The sequence below is a fragment of the Micromonospora sp. NPDC049523 genome (assembly GCF_040676775.1).
GTDB lineage: Bacteria > Actinomycetota > Actinomycetes > Mycobacteriales > Micromonosporaceae > Micromonospora_G.
The window spans coordinates 63,716-84,161 of sequence record NZ_JBFAPP010000027.1; the positions used below are offsets into that span (position 1 = coordinate 63,716).

A 20,446-nucleotide genomic window follows, 5' to 3' on the forward strand; every position below is an offset into this window, starting at 1 on the left:
TGTCGTCCCGTAACCAGGGAAGCGGCCAACCGAAGGCGGGGGAAGCGGCTCGGCCAAGCCCGTACTTGTTCGGACAACCGCGGTCTACGTCGGACGACTAGGGTGACCGCAGGTGATTGGAGTGACACCCGTGACCGAGGAAGACCCGTCCGACGCCGCCGACCGTTGCCGGCGGCAGGCGATCGAGCTGATCGGCGCCGCGGCGGACAGCGGGCGGCTGGGCCCACTCACCGAGGCGGTCGGGCTACTGCTGCGGGCGGCCCGCCTCGATCCGGGCCGAGGCGGCCTGTACGCCTCCGACCTCGGAGCCGCGTTCACCTACCAGTTCGAGTTCACCGGGGACGTCGACGCCTTGCGACGGGCTGTCACCGCCCATCGGGCCGCGTTGCGGGACGAGCCGGACAATCCCCGCCGCCGGTCGAACCTCGGCCTCTGTCTCACCCGCTGGTTCGAGCAGACCGACGATCTCGACCACCTCGCCGAGGCGGTCGACCTGCTTCGGGCGAGCGTGGCCGCGACGAGTCCGGACCATCCGAAGCACGCCTCCTACCAGTCCAACCTGGGTCTGGCGCTGACCCGATGGTGCGAGCGGACCGGTGACCGTGCCAGCGCGGAGGCGGCAATAGCCGCACACGCCGCGGCGGTGCGTACGGTCCGCGGCACACCGGCGACGGCGGCGGCGATGCTCGCCAATCTCGGCACCGCCCGGATGGTGGCATTCCGCTGCACCGGTGACCAACAGTTGCTCGGGGAGGCGGTCGAGGCGTTCCGGGACGCGGTGCGTCTGGTGCCGGACGAGCACCCCCACGCGGCGGGCTGTGCCGCCGGGCTCGGTTACGCGCTCTCCGCCGCCGCCGTCGCGGCCGGTGACACCGCGCTGCTGGTGGAGGCGATCAGAGCACTGCGGACCGTAGTGGGAGACGTACCGGCCGAGCATCCGGACGGGCCGCTCTATCGCAGCCAGTTGGCGGAGGCACTGCGTGTCAGCTACGCCTGGACCGGTGACACCGTGGCACTGGAGGAGTCGATAGCGCGACGACGGGAGGCGATCATGTTCCTGCCCGCCGCGCACCCGGACCGGCTGCGGTTCCGGGCCGACCTGGCCCTGTCCCTGCGCAACAGGTTCGAGCACCAGCCGGAGCCGGCCGCACTGCACGAGGCCCGGGACCTCCTGCACGAGGTCGTCCGGGACGCGTCCGGCGATCATCCAGAGCGGGTGAAGTGGCTGGCGGATCTCGCCAACGTACTGCATCGGCTGGGGACCCACGAACGGGACGCAGAGGTCCTGGCCGAGGCCGCCGACCTGCTCAGGCAGGCGGCGGCAACGGTCGACCCGGCGCATCCCGACCGGTTCATGCACCTGGCCAACCTCGGCGCCGTACTGGTGAGCGAACTGGACCTCGAGTGGTCCCCGGCCATCTACACGGATGCCGTCGCGGCCTTGTCCCAGGTTGCGACGCACCCGGCGGTTGCTGCGGACGCGTCGCTGAACCTCGGTCTGGCCCACCTCGCCCGACTCGGACACGGCGACCCGGAGGAGCCACGGCTGGCCGCGATCGACGCGTTCACGGTCGCCGCCGAGGCACCGACCGCGTCGGCCAGAATGGGCACCACGGCTGCCGCGCATCTCGGCCGTCTGCACCTGCTCGGGAACGATCCGGCCGCCGCCCTGACCGCCTTCACGACCGCGCTGGAGCGGTTGGACCTGGTGGCCTGGCGCGGACTGCATCGTGACGATCAGGAACGCCAGCTCGTCGAATTCAGCGGCCTGGGCCGAGACGCGACGGCCTGCGCCATCGCCGTCGGCGACCCCGACCGTGCCCTGGCCGTCTCCGAGCAGGGACGCGGGGTCCTCCTCGGCCAGATCCTCGACGTACGCGGCGACGACGAGGTGCTCCGGCGGGAGTCGCCGGACCTGGCGGACGAACTCCGCGACGTCCACGACGCGATCGACTTGGCCACGGGCTCGCTCACCGACCGGTCCCCGGCAGCCGGGGCGGTTCTCGACCGACAGCCGCTGGTGGTACGGCGAGACGAGGTCCTCGCCCGGATCCGGTCCCGTCCCGGGTTGAAGCGATTCCTGCTGGCACCGGACGTAGCGGCGCTGCGCCCGGCGGCGTCGGCCGGGCCGATCGTCACGGTCAACGTCACCGGTCAACGGTGCGACGCCCTGTTGACCACGACCGCGTCGACCCTGGTGGTGCCGTTACCGGACCTCACGGCCGAGGCCGCCACCAGGCACGCGAACACGTTCGTCGCGGCGGTAAATGCCAACACGTGGGGAACCAACGACACCATCCGCGACACCCTGGCCTGGCTCTGGGACACGATCACCGCACCGGTCTTCGATCATCTCGACCTGCTCGGCGCGGCGCGTGCACCGCTGCCGTACCTGTGGTGGGTGCCGACCGGTCCGCTCAGCGTCCTGCCGCTGCACGCCGCCGGCCACCACGGCAGCCGCGACGGCGACGACCGGTCCGCCCTGCACCGGGTGGCCAGCTCGTACGCGCCGTCGCTGCGGCTGCTCGCCCACGTCCAGCACCAGCGACCTTCCGACGGCGCACCTGCCCTGGTCGTCGCCGTCGACTCGCCATCGGACCGGCTCGCCAGTGTGCGGACCGAGGCGGAGGCGGTCGCGGCGGCACTCACCGCCCCGGTCGTCCGGCTGACCGATGCTGCCGCGACCCGCGCCCAGGTCGTCCACGCACTCGCCGGTTCCGGGCGGGCGCACTTCGCCTGCCACGCCCGAACCGATCCGGCCAGCCCTTCCGACAGCCGGCTCGATCTCGCCGACGGACCGCTGCGGATCCGGGACATCGCCGCGTTGCGCGTACCCCGGGGCGACCTCGCCTACCTTTCCGCATGTACCACGGCGCTGGGCAGCGGCCGGCTGCCCGACGAGACCATCCACCTCTCCTCGGCCTTCCAGGTCGCCGGGTTCCCCACCGTGATCGGCACGCTCTGGCGGGTGCCGGACAAACCGACCGCGGAGATGGCCACGGCGACCTACGCGGCTCTGGCGACACACACCCCCGCGCGAGCGGTGAATCTCGCCGCGCGGCAGGCCCGGGACCGGTACCGCGACAACCCCTACGAGTGGGCGGCTTTCGTCCACAGCGGTCCCGAAAAGGAACCGACCGGCGATCGGCCCCGCCCCGCTCCCGCCGGCCGAAAGAGCGCGGACCGATGACTCTCGTCTCCCCCACCGGATGCCCGTCGCGGCGATGCACCGTCGTGCCCCGCCAGGCGACCGCCGACACCCACCGCCAGGAAAGGACGCACCGATGACCGACCACGTCGACCCGGACCTCGCCGAGGGACTCGGCCCGGAAGTGGCCGACGTCCTCGGCGCCTGGGCAGAACTGCACGATCGCTACTACCAGCTTGACTACTGGCTGGTCAACGGGCGCAGCCGGGCACCGGTGGCCGTGGTGACCGAGACCGATCTCCGCCGTGTCGCCATAGCCCAGCTCGTGCTCAAGGTGCTCACCGTGAGCAGCGGCGGCATCCGCGACCTCGAGTACGGCCGGCACCTGCGGGCCGTCGAGCAGGCCGGGAGCTTCGCCCGGCATCTGAGCCGGTTCGTCCACGAGGCGATCCCGGCGGGCACCAAACGCTGGATCACCTTCCAGAGCGTGGCCGGCGAGACGCTTGGTAACAGCGAGGTCCTGACCGTCCTGCTGCGGCGGATGCTGGGCATCTCGACCGACCCGGAGCCGACCAAGGCTGCCCCGCTCACCTGCGATCCGCCCACGTTCGCCGCCGCCTGCGCCCGGGTGGTACGTGGAGTGCTGAACGAGTGGGCCGGGCCACCATTCACCCCACCGGGGGAGACATGGGACCTGCCGCACTTCTTCCGTCAGCACATCTTCGACCAAATGGACGAGGGTGGGCGCCTGCACGGGTGGGCGGACCGGCACCAGGGGTCGTACCTTTCGCTCCCCGGGGAGTCGACGCTGCTGCCGAACCCGTTCGCGGTCGCCCGGGGCGAGTTCTTCGACCCGGCCGTCGTCGTGCGTCCGCTGATCGGCCGTACCCATGGCGACCTGCACACGGACAACGCGTTGATCCAGGTCCGGCCGACCATCGAACCGTCGGCGTTCTACCTGATCGACACCGCCCTGTACGAGGATTCCGGCCCGCTCACCCGCGACCCGGTCCACTTCGTCCTGTACGTCATCGCCCGGTCCATGGAGGCGATCGCCCCGGCCCAGCACGCGCCGCTGATCGACCTGCTCCTCGACCCGCCGAGCGGCCCGGCCCACCTCCTGCCGGGATGGCTCGCCATGCTGGTGCGGCAGACCGACGCGGAGGCGATCGCCTGGGTCCGCCCAAGTGGGCTGGAGGACAGATGGCGCTCACAGACCCTGCTGTCCATCGCGGCGTGCGCCCTGCTGTTCCTCGGCCGGTCCTCGACGCCGGAGAAGGACAAGCCGTTCTTCCTACGGCTGGCGGCGCGGGCCGTGGCACGGTTCGCCGACACCGAACCCCGTCGGGCCCGCCCCACCGGCGCGGGCCAGGACTCGGACGCCGGTCGGCCCTCGGACGGCACCCGACGCGTTGCCTGGATCGGTTGGCTGTGTCGCGAGTACCCGCACGTCCGTACCGCAGCCGGGTTGAGGGGCTGGGAGGACGAGGCCGAACAGTTCCGCGACGACGCCCTCGGCGGGCTGGACCGCACCGACGACCTCACCGACTTCGTCCGGCGACTCGGCGGGCCCACGCCCGACCCACGATTCGGCACCTCCGGTAGCGAGGGGCAGCCGGTGGACGAGGCGTACCTGTGCCCGATCGAGCTGTGTCCGCGCCGGGAGCAGCGCCCACCGGGTGGTCCCGTGCCGGTCTGTCATCTGACCCGCGACCAACCACGGCGCATGCGATCGAGTCTCGGATAGCCGGGTGCTGTTCGACGAACCAACCAGGACGCCATGGTGGCGGGCCATGCTCGCCGCACTGTTGTGGGCCGTGGCAACGGTCACCGCCGTACGTTTCGGGCAGCCGCACCGGTGGCGGACCGCACTTCAGGCGGCCGGCGAGGACTGGCCGGCGGCGGTCGGCGTGGTCGCCGCCGCGACCCTCACCGCCGCACTGCTCGCCGAAGTGCTCACCGAGCCGATGCGCCGGCTGTGGCTGGGCGGCTGTCTGCCGGGGCCGATGTCCCGACTGCTGCGCCGATGGCGGACCAGGCGCTGGCAGGCTGCAAGCCCACGTCACCGGGTCCGGATCGCCCTGGCCGAACCCCGGTCACCGACCTGGATCGGCGACCGGAGGTTGGCCTTGGAGTCGCGGATCCGTCACGAATACGGACTGGACCTTGCGTCGGTGTGGCCGCGCCTGTGGCTGGTGCTACCCGAGTCGACGCGAGCCGAACTGCGCAGGGCCGAGCAGACCTTCCACGACGCCACCCGCTGGGCCGCATGGTCGCTGGTGTACGCGGTCACCGCGGTGGCATGGTGGCCGATCGCCGGCCTGGCCGTGCTGACCCTGGTACGGGCGGTGCGGTCTGGGCGGGCAGCGGCGGCGACCGTCACCGATCTCGGTGAGGCTGCCACCGACCTCTACGCGGCGCACCTCGCCCGGCGGCTCGGCCTGCGGGTCGACGGGCAGACCCTGGAACCCGACGTCGGCGCGCGGATCAACGCACGGTGTCGCAAGGGCGCCTAGGTGGTCGGCACGCCGAAGTAGTCCCTGGCCCGGTCGACGTAGCGCTGCTTACCTGCCTCCAACCCCAGCGTGCCCAGTCCCAGGGGTGCGAAGGCGATCGCCTCGACCACGTGACCGCGTAGTCCTGGCCAGCCCGGCCCGTCGTGCCGCAGGTACGCGTCGATGAGGTCGTCGAGCACGGGCGGCGGGAACTTCCGCGCGGCCTCCACGAACTCCTGGCCCGGGTCGCCGATCTCGGCATCGGTCCAGTCCAGGATGCCGACGAGTGCTCCCGCACCATCGACCAGGGTATGCCCAGGGTGGAGGTCTCCGTGGATCAGCACGCTGCGGTTGGCCCACAGGTCGTCGCGATCGAGCCAGCGTGTCGCCCGGTCTCGCCAACTCGGATGCATGCCGAACTCCTGCACCCCCCGGTCGACCTGGCGGGCGAAGCGGGCCCGTACCCCGTCGGCGTCGCGCACCGGGATACCGGTCGCCTCCGCCTCGGCGAGCGGGGTGGCGTGCAGCCGGGCCATGAACGCACCGAGCCGCCGCACGTAGGCGGCGGGCGGGCGAACCGCGTCGATCCGCCAGTGCAGCTCGTAGGTGCTGGTGTCCTCGCTCGCCGCCGGCTCACCGGCGAGCCTGGGATAGGCGATCAGGTCCGGGTCGGCGACGCGCCAGTCGGGTATTGCCACCGAGAAGCGACCGCGCAGCAAAGCGAGCAGCCGACGCTCGGCCTGTGCCGCGTCCGCGACCTCGGCGCGGCGCGGCACCCGCAGAATCCACTCGCCGCCGTCCTCCGCATCGACGCGCACCACCTGGAAGTCCCAGCCGGTGTCGTCCAGTACGGCAGTGTCCGGTCGCAGCACGAGTCCCCGTGTCGCGGCCAGCCGAAGTATCCCTGTGACTCGATCAGCAGCATCCTGCATGGAACGGATGCTAGGGCCACCGGGCCGCGGAAACCCACACCTCGGGTGTACGAGGTACAGGTCGTACAGGTCCGTCCAGTCGATCGCGTTGCCAGGCCCGGCCCGCCACGCGGAACATGAAAATATGTTGCCAGCCGACAGTCACGTACATTCGCAGTGGTCGTGGGACGCGCTGTCCGGCTCCATGGAGGACAGCTGCCGCAGGGCCGACGCGCTCGGCGTGCCGGCGATCGCGTTCACCGAGCACGTGGACCTCACCCCGTGGACGATCCCGCCCGAGGGGATCGCGGCGATGCCAGCAAGGTATCGCGCGATGATCGGCGACGACGGGCGCTTCCACGCCCCCGCGTTCGACGTCGCCGGGTACGCCGAGGCGATCGACCGGTGCCGGTCGCGATATCCACAGTTGCGGATCATGTCCGGGGCGGAGTTGGGTGAGCCACACTGGCATCCGGCCCAGGTGCGGTCGCTGCTCGACGGGTACCCGTTCGACCGGATCATCGGATCGCTGCACAGCCTGGTGGACGGTAGCGCCTTCCTGGTGGTGGACCGCGCGTTCGGCACCCACGACGCCGACCACGTCGTGCGCGGCTACCTGAACGAGGCGCTGCGCATGGTCGAGTCGACGGATGTCTTCGAGATACTGGGGCACCTGGACTATCCGCTGCGGGCGTGGCCCGCCTCGGCCGGGCCGGTCGCACCGGATCGGTTCGAGGAACAATTCCGGGCGGTGCTGAAGGCCCTGGCCGCCACCGATCGCGCACTGGAGATCAATACGCGCGGCCCGGCCGCGTACACGCTGCTCACCTGGTGGCGTGACTGCGGCGGCCGGAGCGTTTCGTTCGGTAGCGATGCGCACGACCCAGCGGACCTTGCCCGCGATTTCGTGACCGCCGCGCAGTGTGCCGAGGCGGCGGGGTTCCGTCCGGGGCACAGCGACGACCTGTGGAGACGTCAGTAGCGTGAGCGAGAAGCGCCCCTTGGGCCCAGATCCGACCGATGACCACCGTTCCCGCCTGCTCGCCATGCTGGACGACCGGCTGAACCGTTTCGTCGGTGACGAACGCGCCGCCCTCGACGGTCCGGACGCGCTCGCCCTAGCTCGTGCCCTGGCCACGGGATCGGTCGCCGACCTCGCGGTCACCTACTCGCTGGGCCTGTTCCACCACTACCGGCTGATCGCGAACCTGCCGGCGCTCGACGGGGTGGACGACGCGGCGGCTGCGCTCGGGCATTTCGGCACGTTGTTCCGCCAGGCGCCCGACCTGGTACCGGAGGCCGTACGCGAGATCGTCGCCAGGGGTTGGACCGCGTCGGCCGAGGACGTCGAGACCTGGCGGATCCGGGCGACAAATCTGCAGCAGGACCCTCGACGATTCGCACTGCCCGACCTGTACGCCGATGCCGTGTACCTGCTCGACCTCGTGCTCGGTAGCGGACAGTTGGCTCCCGAGCACATCTCGCCGACGCTTGGCCAGCTCACCATGGCATACGTCGGCGGCTACGAGGCGACCGGCGATACCACCCTGCTCGACGGCGCGGTGGACGCGGCAACCCGCTGTGTGGCGGCGACGGGTCCCGATGACGCCCACCTGGCCGGTCGCCGGTCCAACCTCGCCGCGACGCTGGCCAGCAGGTTCAACCACAGCGGTGCGACCGGAGACCTCGATCGCGCCATCGGGGAGTTCTGGGCCGCGGTCGACGGCGCCACCGACGCAGAAAGGCCGGGATACCTGAGCAACCTGGGCAGCGCCCTCATGTTGCGGTTCACCATGAGCGGCGACACGGTGAGCCTCAACCAGGCAGTCCACTGTGGCCAGCGGGCGGTCGAGGAGTCGGCTCCGGACGATCGGAACCGAACCCGGATGCTTGTCGCCCTCGCCCTCGCGGCGCGTACCCGGTTCCAGCGCGTCGGCCAGCCGGCCGACATCGACCATGCGGTACGGCTGTTACGGGAGGCGGTCGACGCCACCGCACCGGGGCACCCGGACCGGGCCGGGCAACTGTCCGCTCTGAGTACCGCCCTGCGCGTACGGTTCGCCGCCACCGGCAACCGGGACGACATCGACGCCGCCGTCGCCGCTGGCCGCGCCGCGACCGATGCCGCGACCGGCCCGCCCGGCGTCCGGCTACGTTGCCTATCCAACCTGGGCGCCGCGCTGTCCGCCCGCTACCGAGCCACCGACGACCCAGCCGAACTCGACGCGGCGGTCGACGCCCAGCGGGCCGCCGCCGATCTCGCGCAACCCGACGACCCGGTACGCGCCACCGTCCTCGCCAATCTCGGCCTGGCGCTGCGACGCCGTGCCGGGCAGGGCGCAGCCGGAACCTCCTCCCGGCAGGAGGCGGACACCCGAGCGGCGGTCCGTGCCTACGCCGACTCCGCCGCGGTCGAAACTGCCCCGTCCCTGGTACGCGCGATGAGCAGCTACGACGCGGCCGTGCTGACCGTCGAAACCGGCGATTGGGCCGCGGCGACCGTGCACTTCGAACTCGCCATCGGGATGCTCAGCGCGACCGTCGATCATCAGCTCCAGCACGACGACCGGCAACACGGCCTGTCCCGCCTCACCGGTCTCGGGCCGGAAGCGGCCGCTGCCGCGCTACGCGCCGGTGCGTCCCCGGAGACGGCGCTCCGGCTGCTGGAACGTGCCAGAGGCGTACTGCTGGCACAGGCGTTCGCCCAGCAGACCGAGCTCGCGGACCTGCGCCGGCACCACCCGGACCTGGCCGATCGTTTCGACAACCTCGGTCGGGCGCTGGCGGCAGCCGCCGAGGTGACCGGTGATCTCGCGAACGCACGGCTGCGCCGGCGCCGGGAGCAGGAGCGCGGCCGGCTGCTCGGTCAGATCCGGAGCATGCCCGGGTTCGACCGGTTCCTCGAGCCGGTCGACCGACCGCTCCCGGCCGGTCTGCCCGGCGTGACGGTCGCGGTGAACGTCGCCCGCGCCGGCTGCGACGCGCTCGTGGTGATCGACGGCAGGGTCACCCGGCTAGCGCTGGAGAAGCTGAGCTACGACGAGGCCCGTACCCGGGCGAACGCGGTGCTGAGCGCGATCGCCGATGACGACTGGACCACCAACGACCGGGTACGCGTCGTGCTCGGCTGGGCCTGGGACACGATCATGCGCCCGATCCTGGACCACCTCGACGAGCGCAAGGCTCTGGCCGGCTCACAGACCCGGGTGTGGTGGATACCGACCGGCCCGCTGACCGTGATCCCGCTGCACGCCGCCATGAGCACGGACCCGTCGGGCGGCTCGGTGCTGGACCGGGTGGTGTCGTCGTACGCCGCGACGATCAACACCCTGGTCCGGGACACCGTGCCGACCCATCGGGCCACCTCGCTCGTGGTGGCGGTGCCCGACGCGCCGGGACACACCGCCCTGGCGGCGGCGGAGCGTGAGGCACGGTGGGTGGCGGCGCGGCTGGCCGAGACCGGCTACCCGCCACACCCACCGATCATCGGGGCGGCGGCGACCCGAGCCGAGGTGCTCGCCCGGTTGTCCACCGCCGGCTGGGCACACTTCGCCTGTCACGCGACCGCGGCGGACAACCCGGCCGACAGCCACCTGGTGCTCCACGATGGTCCGTTGCCCGTACGCGAGCTGTTCTCGTTGCGGGTGGAAGGCGCGTTCCTGGCGTACCTGTCGGCCTGCACGACCGCTTTCGGCGGCACCGACCTGGTGGACGAGGCGATCCACATCTCGTCGGCTTTCCAACTCGCCGGCTACCGGCACGTGATCGGCACGCTGTGGCAGGTCGGGGACGAGGTGGCCGATCTGGTCGCCCGAGCGGTGTACGGGGAAATCACCGGATCGCCCGCCCTCGCGGTGCACCTCACCGTGCTTCGGTTGCGCGAGCGCTATCCGGACAACCCACGTGTCTGGGCGGCGTACCTGCACGTGGGCGACTAGCCGACAAAGCATGTGGGCGACTAGCCGACAGGGGGGGAAGGAATGACGGCCGACCGGTTCACCCAAATGCTGGTGACGGCGATCCGTGCGATTCCCGGTGACGACGAGAGCCCTGCGCCAGTAGACGACCTGTGCCTACGGGCCGGGTTCCAGCCGGACGCGGCCGCTCTCGCCGGTCTTCTGCTGACCAGGCTACTCGAAAGCTTCGGCGTACTCCGGAAGATCGAGGACGACGAAAGCTCCCCGCTGGTCAAGGCGGACAGTCCCGCGGCCCTGATGTTCCTGCGCAGCTTCGCCGAGCATCTCGCCGACGGGAGGGTGCTGCTGGAGAACTGGTCGCGGCTGGGCACGGCCGATCCGCCGTACAGCGAACACGAGGTGCTGTCCGGTCCGCAATTTCTGTACCTGCTCGAACGACGGCGCCTCGGTGCCGACCCGCACGCCAGCGCGCTGCGTCGCACCGACGTCGCTCAAGTGCTGATCAGTACGCGTTCGCGTAGCGGCGGTACGACCTGCCTGGTGCTGTGGGACGCCGCCGCCCGCCAGTACCAGCTACCCGGCGGGCACCGGCGCCGCGGCGACGGCAACCTGCACGAAGTCGCCGTACGCGAGCTACAGGAAGAGTTACCGAACTTCACCTTCGACCCCCTACGCGACCAGCTCGTCGAGCTGGGCGCCGTGCGGACCACTCAGGTGTCCCGGACCTATGGTGTCGCCACCGCTTACACCATCACGTTCTTCCACCTCAGGTCGACGCGCACGAGTCTCGGGGGCGGGCCACAGGCACGGTGGATCAGCGAATCGACGCTGTTGACGCCCCGAGCCACCGTCGCCGGGCAGACGCTGAACCTGGTGGGGCTGCACCGGCTGCACCAGGGGCTACCTCGCGGTGTGCCCGGCCTCGGCGCAAGCTTCGACGCGAAACAGCCGTGCAGGTGGTGGATCGCGACGGCACAGGCGAATCCGCTGGAGTTCTGGGGACTCGTGGTCGCTGTGCTCGGCCTCATCAGCTCGGTCGCGTTCTTCGCACTCGCCCCCTAGTCGTCCTGACCGTGTTTTCCTGTTGGTGCGGCTTCCTGGCCACCGATCATGATCTGATCCCCGCCCCACGGCATGGTCCACGATGACCACGTAATCCGATGTGGCGCCTCAACGGGCCTCCGTTGCTCGATCCATCGGGCTGTCGAGCCGGGAGGGCAACGCGCCTTCGAACACCGCGGACCCCTGATCTCGGCTCGCCCTGGTCGCCGCACCGCACCGGACGTGAACGTCAGTTGTTTGGCGTCGTGTTCAGCAGGGCGGTCAGCTGTCCCCTGGAGGTGATGCCGAGTTTCGGGAAGATGCGGTACAGGTGGGAGCCGACCGTCCGTGGCGACAGAAACAGCTGTGTGCCGATTTCGCGGTTGCTGAGGCCGGTCGCGGCCAGCGTGGCGATCTGCAGCTCCTGCGCGTTCAGCACCTGCTGTGGCACCACGCCCGGTTGGGAGGTCTGTGCGCCTGCGGCGCGCAGTTGCTGCTGGGCCTGTTCGACCCAGGGCAGCGCACCCATCCGAGACAGCCCGGCGAGGGCCAGTTGCAGGTACGGCACCGCGTCGGCGTCCCTACGACGACGGCGGAGCAACGTGCCGTACGCCAGCCTGAGCCGCGCCAGCACCCACGGCCAGTGGGCTGCCTCCCCCTCCAACGCGCTCAGGAAGGACGCTTCGCTGTCGGTGAGGACCGCGTCGGCGTAAGCGTCCACGACCCGGAAGTCGACCGGTGGGGTCGGGCCGAGCAGCCGGCGTACCCCGTCGACGAGCTGCAGTGCGAGCACACCACGGCCGGTGTGCACCGCGGCGTCGGCCAGGAACATGATCGCGGGGAACGTGCTGCGCGGGTCGTACAACGGATCCTGCGGATCGAAAACGCGCCGGAGGACGTCGAACCCGTCCTCGTACCTGCCGCGGGCCACCAGCGCCGTGCCGCGCACGACCTGCACGCGGGGCAGGAAACTGGTGGTGCCCTGGCGGAGCGCCTCGGCGTCGATCTCGGCCAAGGTCTGTGGAAGGTGTTCGAACGAGCCGGTCAGGGCGGCCAGGCGAGCCTCGTTCAGCCGGGCCGAGTTACGCCAGGTTGGTTGGCTGGTCTCGGCGGCGAGGCGGCGGCCCTCGTCGAGTGCGGTTCGGGCGCGGTCCCAGTGGCCGATGGACCAGTCGGCCTGGATGCGGGTGAGCAGGACGTGCGGCAGGAGCCCGAGGCGCCCCTGCGCGCGCAGCAGGCGCTCGGCCTCGTCGCCGAACGTCCGGGCGACGAGCGCGTCGCCGACGACGACGGCCGCCATCGCGTACATGCGTAGGGCGTTCGCGTCCGGGACGTCCCGGGTCAGGGCGCGGCGGCATTCGGCGAGGATGCGGGCGGTGTGACTGACCTGGTCGATGCCGGACAGGGCGAAGACCAGGCGGTACTCGGACCCGGCGACGGGCAGCGCCTGCGCGGTGGCGGCGAGCAGTTGCCGGGTCGGCTCGTCCGGTGGTGTCCAGTAGCAGCGGGAGGCGACGGACATGAGGATGTCCCAGGCGAGTTCGAGGTCGCCGCCGTGCCAGGCGAGCTGCACGTCGCGGTGCAGGGCAAGGATGTCGGTGCCGTGCCCGGTGAAGATTTCGGCGAGCCACGCGGCGCGGATCTGGTCGAGCGGGGCCAGGGGCTCGGCGCGGGCGTGGGTGAGCAGCCGGTCGACGGTGCGGCGGTCGCCGAGTTCGTACGCCCAGGTGGCGGCGATCAGCTGCCGGTGGCCTCGCAGACCCGGATCGGTGGTGACGTCGGCGGCGCGTTCCATGAGCCAGATCGCGGTCGTCGTCTCGGCACGGTGGCGGCCTTCCTCGGCGGCGGCGGCGAGGTCGGTGGCGAGGATGTCGTCGGTGCCGTGGGCAGCCTGGGCCCGGTGGGTCAGCGCGCGGCGGTGGTCCGAGCGTTCCAGGGCGACGGCGAGGGCGTGGTGTCCGGCCCGCACCCGTTCGGCGTCTTCGGATTCGATGACGGCTGCCCGTACCAACGGATGACGGAAGACGACGTCGGTGCGGGAGACCGTGATCAGGGCCGCCGACGCGGACGGGCTCAGGGCGCCGTGCGGGATCGGTCGGCGGGCGAAGATCTCGGCCGCGTGGAGGATCTCCGTGATGGCGCGGTGTTCGTCCAGGGCCGCGATCAGCAGGACGTCGCGGCTGATCGGTGGCAGGCGGCGGTAACTGCCGGCGAAGCTGGTCCGGATGTGGTCACCGACGGGGACGGTCGCGGCGGCGGGTGCCGTGCGGGCCCAGGTGCGGGGCAGTTCGGTCAGTGCCAAGGGGTTGCCACGGGCGGCGTGCAGGATCTGGCCGCGGACGAACGGGTCCAGGCCGGCGGCGACCGAGTCGAGCAGTGCGGTCGCGGCGTCGGCAGGCAGCGGCGGCACGGTGAGGGTCGTGGTCGCGTCGAGGGCGGTGGCGGGGTCGTCGACGGGTCTGGTCGCCACGATCAGCAGCACCGGGTCGGCGGCGAGCCGGCGGCCGAGGAACGCGATCACGGCGCGGGACTGCGCGTCCAGCCAATGGGCGTCGTCGACGACGAGCGTGATCGGCCGGTCCTCGGGGGCGTCGGTGAGGACGGTCAGGGCGGCCATGCCGACCAGGAACGGCTCGGGCACCACGGCGGGGTCGTCCGTGCGCGTCGCCGCGAGCAGCGCGGTGCGCTGGGCGGGCGGCAGGTCCGCTGCGTCGATCATCTGGGGTGGCAGCATCCGGCGGAAGCTGACGTAGGGGGCGGCGTCACCGTCGGCGCCGCCAGCGGTCAGCACCAGGTGTCCGTGACGGTCGGCGATCATGGTGGCCGCGTGCAGCAGCGCCGACTTGCCGACGCCAGCGTCACCGCGCAGCAGCAGCGACCCGCCGCCCTGGCGCGCACCGGCGATCAGGCCGTCGAGCACACCAATCTCGTGAGCCCTGCCGAACAGGTCGGTCATGTCAGCTCGTACAGCCGGGCGGGCAGCTGATGGCGGGAGCTGATCGACAGTTTCGGGAAGGCCCGAGCGAGGTGCGATTCGACGGTGCGCGCCGACAGGTGCAGCCGCGCACCGATCTCCCGGTTGGACAGGCCGGTAGCGGCGAGCTTGACGACCGCGAGCTCCTGCGGTGTGAGCAGCCCGCCGCGCTGGTCGGCGCCGGTCGCGCGCAGCTCCTGCTCCGTGCGGTCGGACCAGTGCCGGGCGGACAGCGCGGCGAACGCGGTACCGGCGGCGTGCAGTTGCTCGCGTGCCTCGCCGATGCGCCGTTCCCGCCGCAGCCACGACCCGTAGGTCAGCTGGACCCGCGCCCGCAGCCACGGCAGCCGCCCGGTCCGCTCGAGCAGGTCGGTGAACGCCGCCTCGTCTGGTTGCAGCAGCGCCCGCGCGTACAGCCGGTGCGCCTCGCCGTCGGGTGACAGGTTGTCCGGCAACTGGCGCTCGGGTCGTGGTCGGCCGCGGCTGGCGGCCTCCGCGTGGAGGGTTGCCACGACGGCGAGGTCGATCGCGTACGCGCGAACGCTCGGACCGACCAGAACGGGTTCCATTGCCACGCACGCCTCGGCGAATCGCTCCTCGGTCATGAGCGCGGTCCCTCGGGCGGCCGCGATCCGCAGCCGCACCGGCCACAGCGGCCGGTCTCCCACCGCCATTTCGGCCGCGTCGGCGACACCGCGGGCGGTGTCGAGGTCGCCGCGCCAGGAGAGCAGCAGCGCCGCCGTAGCCTGCAGGTACGCCAGCCACACAACCTGTCCGGTACGTTCCGCCGCGTCGGTCGCGGCCCGCAGGTGCCGGTCGGCGTCGTCCCACCGGCCGAGGAACAGCTGCGCGTCGGCGAGGGCTGCCGCGGCCGGCACCAGCAACCCGAAGCGGCGCTGCCGGTTCAGCGCCGCGACGACGGGTTCCAGGTGCGCGATGGCGGGTTCGAGACGGCCCAGCCGCCGCAGCGCCAACCCCGCCTGCCGGCCGGTGCCGACACCGCCTGGGTGACCGGCGAGGGTCGCGGCGACCAGCAGCCGGCGTGGGTCGTCGCGGTGTGTGTCGAGGTCGCCGAGCGACACGAGGAGCCGTCGGCGGGCCGGTTCGTCGACGTCGGTCCAGGTCACTGTCTCGGCGAACGCGGCGAGGAGGTCGAGGGCCAGGTCGGGGTTGCCGGCGCCGCGGCAGGTGTCGGCGATGGTGCACAGCATCTCCGCCGACGGCAGCCGTGGCCATGTCCCGTCGCCGACGCGGCGGAGTAGCAGGTCGCGGCGGACGGCGTCGATCGGGTTGATCCGCTCCGGCACGTCGTCGAGCAGCGCCGCGACCACCTCGAACCGGCCGAGGTCCGCGGCGGCACTCGCGCCCTCGACGAGGGCCCGGCCGGCCTGCTCGTCCCGCTGCCCGGATCGCTGCACCGCCACGGCGCGTCGGATGGGGTCGCCGGAATCCGGGTACGTCACGGGCGGGTCGGTGGGGTCTGCCGTCTGCGCGAGCGCGGCGGCCAGTAGCGGATCGGTGCGCCTGCTGCCGGCTTCCGAGACGTCCGGCAAGTCGAGAGCGCCGTCCAGGGGCGGCACGGTGGCCTCTTCCAGCAGCGACTGCGCGAGTCGTGTCGTCAGCGGCGAATGCTGCTCCACGAGGTCGGCGCCGGGTGTGTACCGGTCGCGCCAGGCGATCGGCAACTCGACGAGTGCGAGCGGGCGGCCCGCGGCCTCGTACACGATCCGGTCGGCGAGCCACCGGTCCAGTCCCGGCGCCCGTGCGAGCAGCAGGCGCCGCGCCGCGGCCTGCGGTAGGCCGGGCAGCGTCCGGGCTCGCAGCGACGGCCACGCCCGCGCGCCCGCCGGGTGACCGCCCAGGACGACGGCCAGGCCGGGTACGGGTGCACCGGCGAGCGCGTACGCCATCGTCGCGGACGTCCGCGCGTCGAGGCGGTGGGCGTTGTCGACGACGACCAGCGCGGGCGCGTCCACGGTGATCGCCGCGAGCAGCGCCCCGACGGCCCTTGCCAGAGCCGAGTCGACGCCAGCGGCAGGATCGAGGCTGGCGGCGGCAGTCCCGCTGCCGAGGGCTGCCGTCACCAGGTCGATCGCCGGACGGGCGGCGGGCAGGCGCCGGCACGCGTGCAGCATCTGGTGCAGTCCCGCGTACGCGACGTCACGCTCCGCGTGCGACCCGCTGATCACGACGAGACGGTGACCGCGACGCCGCGCCCGGGCCGCGACGCTGGACAGCACCGTCGACATGCCGACGCCAGCGCTTCCCTGCAGGTACACACCGGAAACGACGGACGAATCGTCACGCAGGTAGGCAAGAAGCTCTCGCAGCGCCGCGGCTCGACCGGCACCGCGCGAATCGAGGTCCGCCTGCCGTGCCGCTGCCATCGGTTCCGTTCTTGTCGTGCTCGTCCATGCCCCGGGACGCCAGTATCGCCCGAGAGCCTCGGACGCACCAGCCGCCGGCGGCGGTCGGGCTCCGGCTCGCCCGCCCGCCGCCGTGCTCCTACCGGAGGTGCTGTGACGCCCAGTTCAGGGCGTAGTCGGCGACCTGCTCCCAGCCAGGTTCGGCGCACGTCCAGTGCGAGCGGCCCGGGAACTCGTGGTAGTCGGTGACGGTGCCGGCTGCCTTGTAGTGGTGGGCGTTGGACTTGTTCACCGACGGCGGCATGATGTGGTCGGCGCCGCCGGCGATGAACAACAGCGGGGCCCGCCGCTCGTTGCGGAAGTCGACCCAGGTCTCCTGATGCCCGGGCGTGAAGTTGGCGGTGAGCCCGTAGGCCCACACCCAGCTGCCCGGGGCGGGGATCGCGTACCGCTCGTACGCGGCGAGCGCCTCCTCCTCGGGCAGTGTGTTGGTGAACGCGTAGTGGAACTGCGCCGGGGTGAACCCGGCCGCCTGGTGCCGCTTCGCGGGGTTGTTCAGGATCGGGAACAGGGAGCGGATCTGCGACGGCGGGGTGACCCGGATACCCTCCGGCGGGGCGGAGTCGATGACCACACCCGCGGCGCCGTACCCGCGGTCCATCAATAGCTGCGTCAGCGTGCCGCCGAACGAGTGCCCGATGAGGATCGGCGGCTCGGGCAGCGCCGTGATGACCTTCTCCAGGTGCGCGAGGGTCCCCGGCACGGTGGCCGTGGCGATCGGGGTCGGGTCGACGCGCAGCGCTTCGACGTCTACCTCGAAGCCGGGGTAGGCGGGCGCGACGACGGTGTGACCCTGGGCCTCGTAGTACGGGATCCAGTGTTCCCAGCTGCGCGGGGTGACCCACAGGCCGTGGATGAGGACGATGGTGCTCATGCGTCGTACTCCTTCAGGAACGCGAGCAGGTCGCTGCCGAGCTGCTGCTTGTGGGTGTCGGTGATGCCGTGCGGTGCACCGGCGTAGACGACGAGCCGGGCGTCCTTGATCAGCGCCGAGGAGGCCATGCCGCCGACCTCGAACGGCACGACCTGGTCGGCGTCGCCGTGGATGACCAGGGTCGGTACGTCGATCGCGGCGAGGTCGGGCCGGAAGTCGGTGGCGGAAAACGCGGCGATGCACTCGAAGGCGTTGCGGTGGCCGGCTGCCATCGACTGCAGCCAGAACGCGTCCTGCACGCCCTGCGACACTGCCCCACCGAAGAACGGCCCGGCCGCGAGATCCTTGTACGTCTGCGAGCGGTCCGCGAGGGATCCGGCCCGGATCGCGTCGAACACCTGGACCGGAACCCCGCCGGGGTTGTCCGGTGTCTGCAGCATGAACGGCGGCACCGCCGAGACCAGCACAGCCTGCGCGACCCGACCGGTGCCATGCCGCCCGATGTACCGGGCGACCTCACCGCCGCCGGTGGAGAACCCGACCAGGGTCGCCTCGCGCACGTCCAGGGTGTCCAGGAGCGTGGCGAGATCATCGGCGTAGGTGTCCATCTCGTTGCCGTGCCACGTCTGCGTCGACCGGCCGTGCCCGCGCCGGTCGTGGGCGATGACCCGGAACCCGTGCTCGGCGAGGAAGAGCGCCTGTGCCTCCCAGCTGTCGGCGTTCAACGGCCAGCCGTGCGACAGCACGACCGGGCGGCCGGCACCCCACTCCTTGTAGAAGATCGACGCGCCGTCGGCGGTGGTGACGTACATGATGGTGGGTCCTCTCAGCGGGCAGCGTGCTTGATGACGTCGGCGGTGACCCGTGGCTGCGAGATCATCGCCACGTGCGAGGCGTTGACCTCGGTGATCCGGGCGCCGGCCCGCTGTGCCATGAAACGTTGCGCCGCGGCCGGGATGAGGTTGTCGTTGCGGGCCACGAGGTACCAGGTGGGGATGTGCTTCCAGGCCGGGGCGCCGGACGGCTCCAGGAGGGTGTGCACGTCGCCGGGCCGCTGCGTGGCGGCCATGACGTCGGTCGTGGCGCGGGGCAGGTCGGCGGCGAACACGTCGCGGAAGACGCTGGTCTTGACGTAGCCGTCGACACTGCCGGCTCCGTCGGCGGTCGGGTACGGGCGGAAGTCCAGCGCCGCCTCGCCGAGCTTGCTACCCGGGAACTTGAGCTGCAGACCCTGCAGCGTCTCGCCCTGTTCGGGGGCGAACGCGGCGACGTAGACGAGGGCTTTGACGTTCGGGTTGCCCAGGGCCGCGTTGGTGATGACCATGCCGCCGTACGAGTGCGCGACCAGGACCAGCGGTCCGGGCACGGCGGCCAGGATGCTGACCAGGTAGGCGGCGTCGGCGGAGACGCTGCGCAGCGGGTTCGCCGGTGCGAGGACCGGGTAGCCGTCGCGCTGCAGGATGCGGGCGGTCTCGGTCCAGCCGGACGCGTCGGCGAAAGCGCCGTGCACCAGCACGACGGTCGGTTTCGGCCTGGCCGGCCTGGTGTGTGCGGTCGCCGCCGGCGCCGCGATGAGGGCTCCGGTGGCGACCGCGGCGGAGCCGGCGATCAGGGTACGTCGGGTGGTCGGCATGTCATGGAACCCTTTCGGCGTTGGCTGCATGTGCTGCCCCACCACGCTGCGGGATGCCGCCCCGACGGTGCTTCAGTGAGTTGACGGTGGTTGCCGCGGCAGCCACCGCAATCGGTCGCCGAGCCCGTCCGGTGCGGCCGCGAACGCCTGTTCGACCGCCGCCCGGCCCTGGCTGAAGTGCGACCAGCCCTCGTAGTGCACCGGGATGATGGTGTGTGGCCGGACGAGCCGGCAGAGTTCGACGGCCTCGTGTCCGGTGAGGCTGTAGTGCAGGCGACCGGTCAGCGGGAACCTGACGGCGCCCAGGTGCAGCAGGACGGTGCCGACGGTCAGCCGCCGAGCCACCTCCCGCAGGCCGCGGAACATGACGGTGTCACCGGTGACCCACAGCACGCCGTGCTCCTGGCCGTCCCACCGCAACGCGAACCCGACGACCGGCCCCGCGATGGGGAGGCTGAGCGGCGGCCCGTGCCGGCACGGCGTCGCGGTGACCGTGATCGAGGGCCGACCGGGAGCCGCGAGGACGGTCTCGTCCCATGGTCGCAGGCCCCGCGCCCGGCCGCCGAGACGGCGCGCACCGGCGCGGGTGGTGACGATGACGGGAACGCCGCTGAGCAGTTCCCGTCCGCTTTCGTCGAGGTTGTCCGCGTGGTGCTCATGGCTCAGCAGTACGGCGTCGACGGGCCCGACCTGCTCGGGTCGCAGTACGGGGCCGGCGACCTTCCGCGAGCTGGTTCCCCAGCCGAACGCGTACCGGCGGCCCGGCGGATCGAACGTCGGGTCGGTGAGGATCCGCCAGCCGGCTACCTCGATGAGGGCGGTCGGTCCCCCGATGTGTGTCACTCGCACGTCGTGCATCGGTGTGTGTCCTCGTGTACGTCAGGCCCGCGGTCCGCGGGGCGATGCCACCGACGGTGCACGCACACACGATGGCTCGCTTCCGTTGGACGACTGCGTCGTCGTAGTTCGCCCGTCCCAGGCGCGCAGGGACGTCGGCGAAAGCACCGGTGGCGGCGCGGCCCCGACT

13 protein-coding genes are annotated in these 20,446 nt (G+C 71.8%); 6 read left to right on the forward strand and 7 right to left on the reverse strand.

What is annotated here, in order from left to right; genetic code table 11:
• Positions 1 to 121 precede the first annotated feature (121 nt).
• The 3 genes from AB0J90_RS30760 to AB0J90_RS30770 all read left to right on the forward strand — a co-directional run bounded on the left by AB0J90_RS30760 (position 122) and on the right by AB0J90_RS30770 (position 5,664).
• The gene (locus tag AB0J90_RS30760; RefSeq protein WP_363601845.1) at positions 122 to 3,190 is read left to right on the forward strand and encodes a CHAT domain-containing protein; all 3,069 of its coding nucleotides are present in this window, start codon (positions 122 to 124) and stop codon (positions 3,188 to 3,190) included.
• 94 nt (positions 3,191 to 3,284) lie between these two features.
• Positions 3,285 to 4,895 (forward strand): hypothetical protein, encoded by a 1,611-nt coding sequence (locus AB0J90_RS30765; RefSeq protein WP_363601847.1) that lies wholly within the window; start codon positions 3,285 to 3,287, stop codon positions 4,893 to 4,895.
• Positions 4,896 to 4,941: 46 nt separating this feature from the next.
• Entirely contained in the window at positions 4,942 to 5,664 is a 723-nt protein-coding gene (locus tag AB0J90_RS30770) for a hypothetical protein (protein WP_363601849.1), read from the forward strand.
• On the opposite strand, the gene AB0J90_RS30775 is transcribed toward AB0J90_RS30770, so the two are convergent.
• Positions 5,661 to 6,515, reverse strand: a complete 855-nt coding sequence (locus tag AB0J90_RS30775) for a macrolide 2'-phosphotransferase (protein ID WP_363601851.1) — start codon at positions 6,513 to 6,515, stop codon at positions 5,661 to 5,663. The genes AB0J90_RS30770 and AB0J90_RS30775 overlap by 4 nt on opposite strands.
• Before the next feature lie 184 nt (positions 6,516 to 6,699).
• Here AB0J90_RS30775 and AB0J90_RS30780 point away from each other — a divergent pair, with 184 nt between their 5' ends.
• From AB0J90_RS30780 to AB0J90_RS30790, 3 genes are read left to right on the forward strand one after another with little or no spacing between them, the layout of a single operon-like run.
• Positions 6,700 to 7,536, forward strand: a complete 837-nt coding sequence (locus AB0J90_RS30780) for a PHP domain-containing protein (RefSeq protein WP_363601853.1) — start codon at positions 6,700 to 6,702, stop codon at positions 7,534 to 7,536.
• A gap of 19 nt (positions 7,537 to 7,555) precedes the next feature.
• On the forward strand, positions 7,556 to 10,492 hold the full coding sequence (locus AB0J90_RS30785) for a CHAT domain-containing protein (RefSeq protein WP_363601855.1): 2,937 nt from the start codon (positions 7,556 to 7,558) through the stop codon (positions 10,490 to 10,492).
• 42 nt (positions 10,493 to 10,534) lie between these two features.
• A complete protein-coding gene (locus AB0J90_RS30790) occupies positions 10,535 to 11,533 on the forward strand; it encodes an NUDIX hydrolase (protein WP_363601857.1) in 999 nt (332 codons plus the stop codon).
• Positions 11,534 to 11,762: 229 nt separating this feature from the next.
• Here the strand turns inward: AB0J90_RS30790 and AB0J90_RS30795 are convergent, their stop codons facing one another.
• The 6 genes from AB0J90_RS30795 to AB0J90_RS30820 all read right to left on the reverse strand — a co-directional run bounded on the left by AB0J90_RS30795 (position 11,763) and on the right by AB0J90_RS30820 (position 20,277).
• Complete coding sequence (locus AB0J90_RS30795) at positions 11,763 to 14,468, reverse strand: AAA family ATPase (RefSeq protein ID WP_363601859.1); 2,706 nt, start codon at positions 14,466 to 14,468, stop codon at positions 11,763 to 11,765.
• Positions 14,465 to 16,873 carry a LuxR C-terminal-related transcriptional regulator gene (locus tag AB0J90_RS30800; RefSeq protein WP_363601861.1) on the reverse strand — a complete coding sequence of 803 codons (2,409 nt, stop codon included), beginning with the start codon at positions 16,871 to 16,873 and terminating at the stop codon, positions 14,465 to 14,467. The genes AB0J90_RS30795 and AB0J90_RS30800 overlap by 4 nt, the downstream gene beginning before the upstream one ends.
• 118 nt (positions 16,874 to 16,991) lie before the next feature.
• The gene (locus tag AB0J90_RS30805; RefSeq protein ID WP_363601863.1) at positions 16,992 to 17,786 is read right to left on the reverse strand and encodes an alpha/beta hydrolase; all 795 of its coding nucleotides are present in this window, start codon (positions 17,784 to 17,786) and stop codon (positions 16,992 to 16,994) included.
• Positions 17,783 to 18,598, reverse strand: a complete 816-nt coding sequence (locus AB0J90_RS30810) for an alpha/beta hydrolase (RefSeq protein ID WP_363601865.1) — start codon at positions 18,596 to 18,598, stop codon at positions 17,783 to 17,785. Before AB0J90_RS30810 ends, AB0J90_RS30805 begins: the two co-directional genes overlap by 4 nt.
• 14 nt (positions 18,599 to 18,612) lie before the next feature.
• On the reverse strand, positions 18,613 to 19,419 hold the full coding sequence (locus AB0J90_RS30815; RefSeq protein WP_363601867.1) for an alpha/beta hydrolase: 807 nt from the start codon (positions 19,417 to 19,419) through the stop codon (positions 18,613 to 18,615).
• Between the two features lie 72 nt (positions 19,420 to 19,491).
• Positions 19,492 to 20,277 carry an MBL fold metallo-hydrolase gene (locus tag AB0J90_RS30820; protein ID WP_363601869.1) on the reverse strand — a complete coding sequence of 262 codons (786 nt, stop codon included), beginning with the start codon at positions 20,275 to 20,277 and terminating at the stop codon, positions 19,492 to 19,494.
• Positions 20,278 to 20,446 lie beyond the last annotated feature (169 nt).